This is a genomic window from Sulfurimonas sp. (assembly GCF_034005705.1).
Lineage (GTDB): Bacteria > Campylobacterota > Campylobacteria > Campylobacterales > Sulfurimonadaceae > Sulfurimonas.
This window is the reverse complement of record NZ_JAVEUF010000034.1, coordinates 1-5,066: the sequence shown is the minus strand read 5'-3', so window position 1 is coordinate 5,066 and position 5,066 is coordinate 1. Positions and strand designations below refer to the sequence as shown.

3 protein-coding genes and 1 pseudogene are annotated in these 5,066 nt (G+C 46.8%); 2 read left to right on the top strand and 2 right to left on the bottom strand.

The annotated features are described in order from the left end of the window. Both RBR61_RS10050 and RBR61_RS10045 read right to left on the bottom strand, forming a co-directional pair. Nucleotides 1-2,428, bottom strand: a 2,428-nt coding sequence (locus RBR61_RS10050; protein ID WP_320344050.1) for a SusC/RagA family TonB-linked outer membrane protein, incomplete at its 3' end; no start/stop codon positions are given. A 5-nt stretch (nucleotides 2,429-2,433) separates the two neighbouring features. Then, nucleotides 2,434-2,937 (bottom strand): carboxypeptidase-like regulatory domain-containing protein, encoded by a 504-nt coding sequence (locus tag RBR61_RS10045; protein WP_320344049.1) that lies wholly within the window; start codon nucleotides 2,935-2,937, stop codon nucleotides 2,434-2,436. Nucleotides 2,938-3,087: 150 nt separating this feature from the next. Between RBR61_RS10045 and hutH the strand changes: the two genes are divergently transcribed. Continuing rightward, nucleotides 3,088-4,581: a histidine ammonia-lyase gene (hutH, locus tag RBR61_RS10040; protein WP_320344047.1), complete on the top strand. Its 1,494-nt coding sequence runs from the start codon at nucleotides 3,088-3,090 to the stop codon at nucleotides 4,579-4,581. Beyond that, nucleotides 4,562-5,066, top strand: a pseudogene (locus RBR61_RS10035) (hypothetical protein); the annotation flags it as partial. The gene hutH and the pseudogene RBR61_RS10035, both read left to right, overlap by 20 nt.

Below are 5,066 nucleotides of genomic sequence, written 5' to 3'. Positions count from 1 at the left end.
AGTCCGCAGGGTTCAAGTGGCGGCTGCTCTTCTGGTTGATGTCTTCCATGTCGATGGCAATACGTTGTGGGTATTTGGCATCTTTGTTTTCAGGAGTCCAGCGGTTGTCGTAACAGAATTGGGACATAATACGTTCCCAGTAGTATCCGTCGTCGTTGATATCGCGACCGGGGGCGTTATAGGTGTAGCCTCCAATTTTGTAGACAAAGTTTAGACCTACTGACAATCCTTTCCATGTAAGGTCTGTGGAAAATCCGCCAAAGAATTTGGGATGGGCTTCTCCCAGAATAACTTCGGTAGCTTTTGAGTAGCTGTAGGTGGCGGGACGTCCGTCAACAGTCAGGTCTGACGGTTTTTCATCGTCATTCACGAACCATAAGTTGCGTCCTGTTTCTCTTTCAACACCGGCCCATTCTTTGCCGTAGTATGCCAAGGTGGATTCGCCTTCACGGTAAACAAATTTGGCACGTGCGTCACCGGCGTACGGGTCAAACCAGACAATTTCGTCACCTTCGTATAGCTTGGTAACGGTTGATTTAATCCAGGAACCTGTCATACCGGCGCTCCAAGTCAAATCATTGGTGCGAATGATATCACCGCTCAGTTCAATTTCAATACCGCGGTTGTTGATTTCACCAATGTTTCTCAAGGTGCTTCCAAAACCGGTAACGGTGGAAATAGGCACGCTTTGCAACAAGTCTTTGGAATCTCTATTGAAATACTCTACCGTTGCGTTCAAGCGGTTGTTAAACAAACCGGCTTCCAAAGCCACGTTCCATGTGTAGCTGGTTTCCCAAGCCAAGTTGGCATCGGCAATGTTGGCAATGCCTCCACCGGGAGAGTCCATATAGCGGTTGCCGTAGGATGCCAAGGCACGCCATCCGTAGTTTGTAGATGGTAGGGTACCGTTGACTCCATAAGAACCTCTTAGGCGTAGGTTGCTGATTTGGGTGATGTTCTTCATGAAAGCTTCGTTGCTGATTCTCCAAGAACCGGCTACAGACCAGAAGTTACCCCAGCGGGTGTTGACACCCAGACGGGAAGAACCGTCGCGACGGAACGATCCCGATACGTAATAACGGCCGTCAAAGCTGTACTCTGCACGTGAGAGCAACGACAGCATGGTGTAGCCCCAGTAGTAGGCATTGGCGGTATGTGAACCGGCCGTTGCTACTGTACTCAGAGCGTCGGTGGCCAGGTTGGTACCCGATGCACGTGTGAAGTCCGTTTTGTTTTCTTCGGCTTCCCATCCTACAAGAGCACTTACGTTGTGTTTGTCAGCAAACTCTTTGTCGTAGCTCAAGGTGGTGGATGAAACCAATTTATGGAAATTGGTGAACATTTCGTTTACAGACCCGTTATTGCTAGCACCACTGTAGTGGTTGGCGTCGTAGTAGACGTGGTCTCTGGAGCTGGTATTATCAAAGGACAATACAGACTTCAGAACCAATTCCGGCATAAATTTAACGGTAATGGCTTCGTTTACACCAATTCTGAGTACGTTGGCAAAGTTGTCCCAATGCTGGTCGTAATATAAGTGGTTGTATGCGTAGCTTCCGTAACGAGCCGTCCAGGGGTTACCTGTTTTGTAGTCGGTAGGCCAGTACATGGGCCACAGCAAGTTGCGGTGCAACATGAAATAGTTGGAAGACACGTTACGCGTGTCGTTAAATCCGTGCTGCACACTGTGTGCCAAGTTGGCACTGGAGCTGATTTCCACAAATTTTCCTACTTTTTGTGTAACGTTGATACGGCCTGAAATACGGCTGAAATCGTTTTGCGTACTACGTCCTTGTTCGTTCGTATAAGAAATAGAGGAGTAATAGGTAGCTCTATCGGTACCACCGCTTACAGACAAATCATATGTTTGATAAACGGCCGTGCGGAAGAGGTAGTCTCCCCAGTCGTAGAATTTTCCTTCACGGTTTTCAATTCCGTCTGTCATGCCGTGAATCTTAAGGGATTTGACGGAATGATCGTCGGCAGTAAAGCGATAACCGTGTTTGTTGAAACGGTTGTTCAACTGACGGAGTGCGTTTTCGCTGGAAGCTTGGTCCGTTCTGCCTTCGTATTTACCGGCGTTGAAGAAGTTTTCATAATACAACTCTACTTGTTGTTCCGGCCCGGCCGGATCGTAGTTTACAGTTGCAAAAGAAGGAGTCAAACCCACAGACGTTTTGAATGTGATGACCGGTTTGCCTAAACGACCTCTTTTTGTTGTAATAAGGATAACACCGTTGGCGGCACGTGAACCGTAGAGTGCAGAGGCTGCAGCGTCTTTCAACACGGTAATGGACTCGATGTCTTGAGGGTTCAAAGAGTTCATGATGTTGTTTGACGTGTAGATGTAGTCACTCATTTGGCCGGTTCCTCCCGATACAACGGGGACGCCGTCGATAACGTAAAGCGGTTCGTTGGAAGCGTTCATGGAACCTACTCACGTACACGTACGTTGGGAGCAGATCCGGCTTGTCCGGAAGTAGTGGTGATTTGCATACCGGCTACTTTTCCACTCAATGCTTTTTCAAAAGACATGGTAGGTACGTCTTTGATGGCTTCACTTCTTACGACGGCGGCTGAACCTGTATACGTTCCTTTTTTAGCCGTACCGTAGGCTACCACCATTACTTCTTCCAGAGCCAGAGCATCCGGTGTCATAGTAATGTTTACCACGTTTCTACCGTTAACGGGTACTTGCATGGTGGTGTAACCAACATAAGAAAGGACAAGAACTGCATCTGCCGGGCATCTTTCAATGACAAAATTTCCGTCGATGTCAGTGTTTGTTCCAACTCCTCTTTCTCCCTGAATTAATACAGTCACAAAAGGAAGAGGAGAACCGTCTTCTGAAGATGTTACCTTTCCGGTAACCCTCGATTGCGCCATGACCGCTGTCGTTAAAAACAGGGCCAGCACAAAGAATAATACTTTCTTCATGAAAAATTGGTTAGGTTAATAGATAAAGGTTTAATATGTTAAAACGTTAGTACGGCAAAGGTAAAAAAACAAATGTTCTCTCCAAATAGGAGGTTGCTTTTATATCTTCTGAAATTGGAGTATTTTTGTAATCATCTTTAAATATTTTTTATGAATTCTCACATTATTCATACTTCTGCCATAGGGTTGCCTGCCGTTGAGGAGCTGCTGACAGAAGGTGCACAACTGGACCTTTCCCCCGAGGTAAAAAACCGTATAAAAAAATGCCGCAACTACCTGGACGACAAGATTCGTAACTCCAACAATCCGGTGTACGGAGTCAACACCGGTTTTGGAGCTTTATACAATGTGGCCATAGGGGAAAAAGAGCAGGAACAACTGCAAGTAAATCTGGTTATGTCTCACGCTTGCGGTATGGGAAAAGAGATGCCAAAAGAAGTGGTGCGATTGATGTTGTTTTTGAAAGTCAGGTCGCTTTCTTATGGTTTTTCCGGCGTCCGGTTAAAAACGGTACAACGTTTGGTGGATTTTTTCAATAACGGTATATATCCCGTTGTTTACGAACACGGGTCGCTGGGTGCATCGGGTGATTTGGCTCCACTGGCACATCTTGCGCTGCCCTTGATAGGGAAGGGAGAAGTGGATTATAAAGGAGAGCGGATTTCAGGAAAAGAGCTCAACAAGCGTATGGGCTGGGAGCCCATAGAGTTGCAGTCTAAGGAAGGACTGGCGCTGTTAAACGGTACGCAGTTTATGTTGGCTTGCGGATTGTGGTCGCTTATAAAAGCCAAAAAATTGGCCGACAAAGCAGATCTGATAGGGACTCTTTCTTTGGATGCGTACGACGGAAGACCGGAACCTTTTACACCGGAAGTACATAAGGCCCGTCCGCATACCGGTCAAAAAGAAAGTGCTGCCCGCGTACTAAGCTATCTGCAAGGAAGTGAGTTGATTAACAGGCAAAAACAACACGTACAAGATCCGTATTCTTTTCGTTGCCTGCCACAAGTACACGGAGCCACCAGGGATTGTATAGCCTATGTATCGCACGTGTTGACGACAGAAATGAATGCAGCTACGGACAACCCCACCGTTTTTCCGGATGAGGATATGATTGTGTCTGCCGGTAATTTTCACGGCCAACCTTTAGCGCTTGCGATGGATTTTTTAGCCATTGCCGTAGCCGAATTAGGGAATATTTCAGAAAGGAGAACAAATCAATTGATTGCCGGCAAAAGAGGATTGCCTTCGTTTTTGGTAGCTAAGCCGGGTTTGAATAGCGGATTTATGATTCCGCAATATACGGCCGCTTCTATAGTCAGCCAAAACAAGCAGTTATGTACCCCATCTTCCGTGGATTCCATAGATTCTTCCCAAACGCAAGAAGACCATGTGAGCATGGGTGCCAACGCCGCACTCAAATGCATGAAAGTAGTAGAGAATGCACATAGGGTATTGGCTATTGAATTGATGAACGCTGCACAAGCGTTGGAATTCAGAAGACCTGCCAAAACGTCACCGGTTTTGGAAAAATTAGTAGAAAATTTTAGAAATCACGTACCTTTTGTGGAAGACGATACGCTTTTGTATCCTTTGTTGCACAAGGCAGAATACTTTTTACATCATGAATGGGATTCTTATTGAGAACATCAAGCAGCTGGTGCAAGTACGCAGGGGGTATGAAGAAGGTACATCCGGTGCATGCAAAGGAGAGGATCTGAACCACTTGCCTTGTATAGACAACGCCTGGCTGTACATAAGCGAAGGCATCATTGACGGTTTTGGTCCTATGGAAACGTGTCCGTATACGGAAGACATTCCCTTGGGAACACAGGTGATTGATGCTGCCGGCAAATGTGTTTTCCCTTCTTTTTGCGACTGCCATACCCATATAGTATATGCCGGCAGCCGGGAAAAAGAGTTTATGGACAAAATCCGAGGCTTGTCTTACCGGGAAATTGCTGCCCGCGGAGGAGGCATTTTGAACTCGGCCCGGTTGCTCCAACAAACGTCGGAAGAGGAACTATTCCAACAAAGCGTGGTGCGTGCCCGCGAGATTATGAGCTTTGGAACGGGAGCCGTAGAAATCAAGAGCGGATACGGACTGACGGTAGAAGACGAATTGAAGA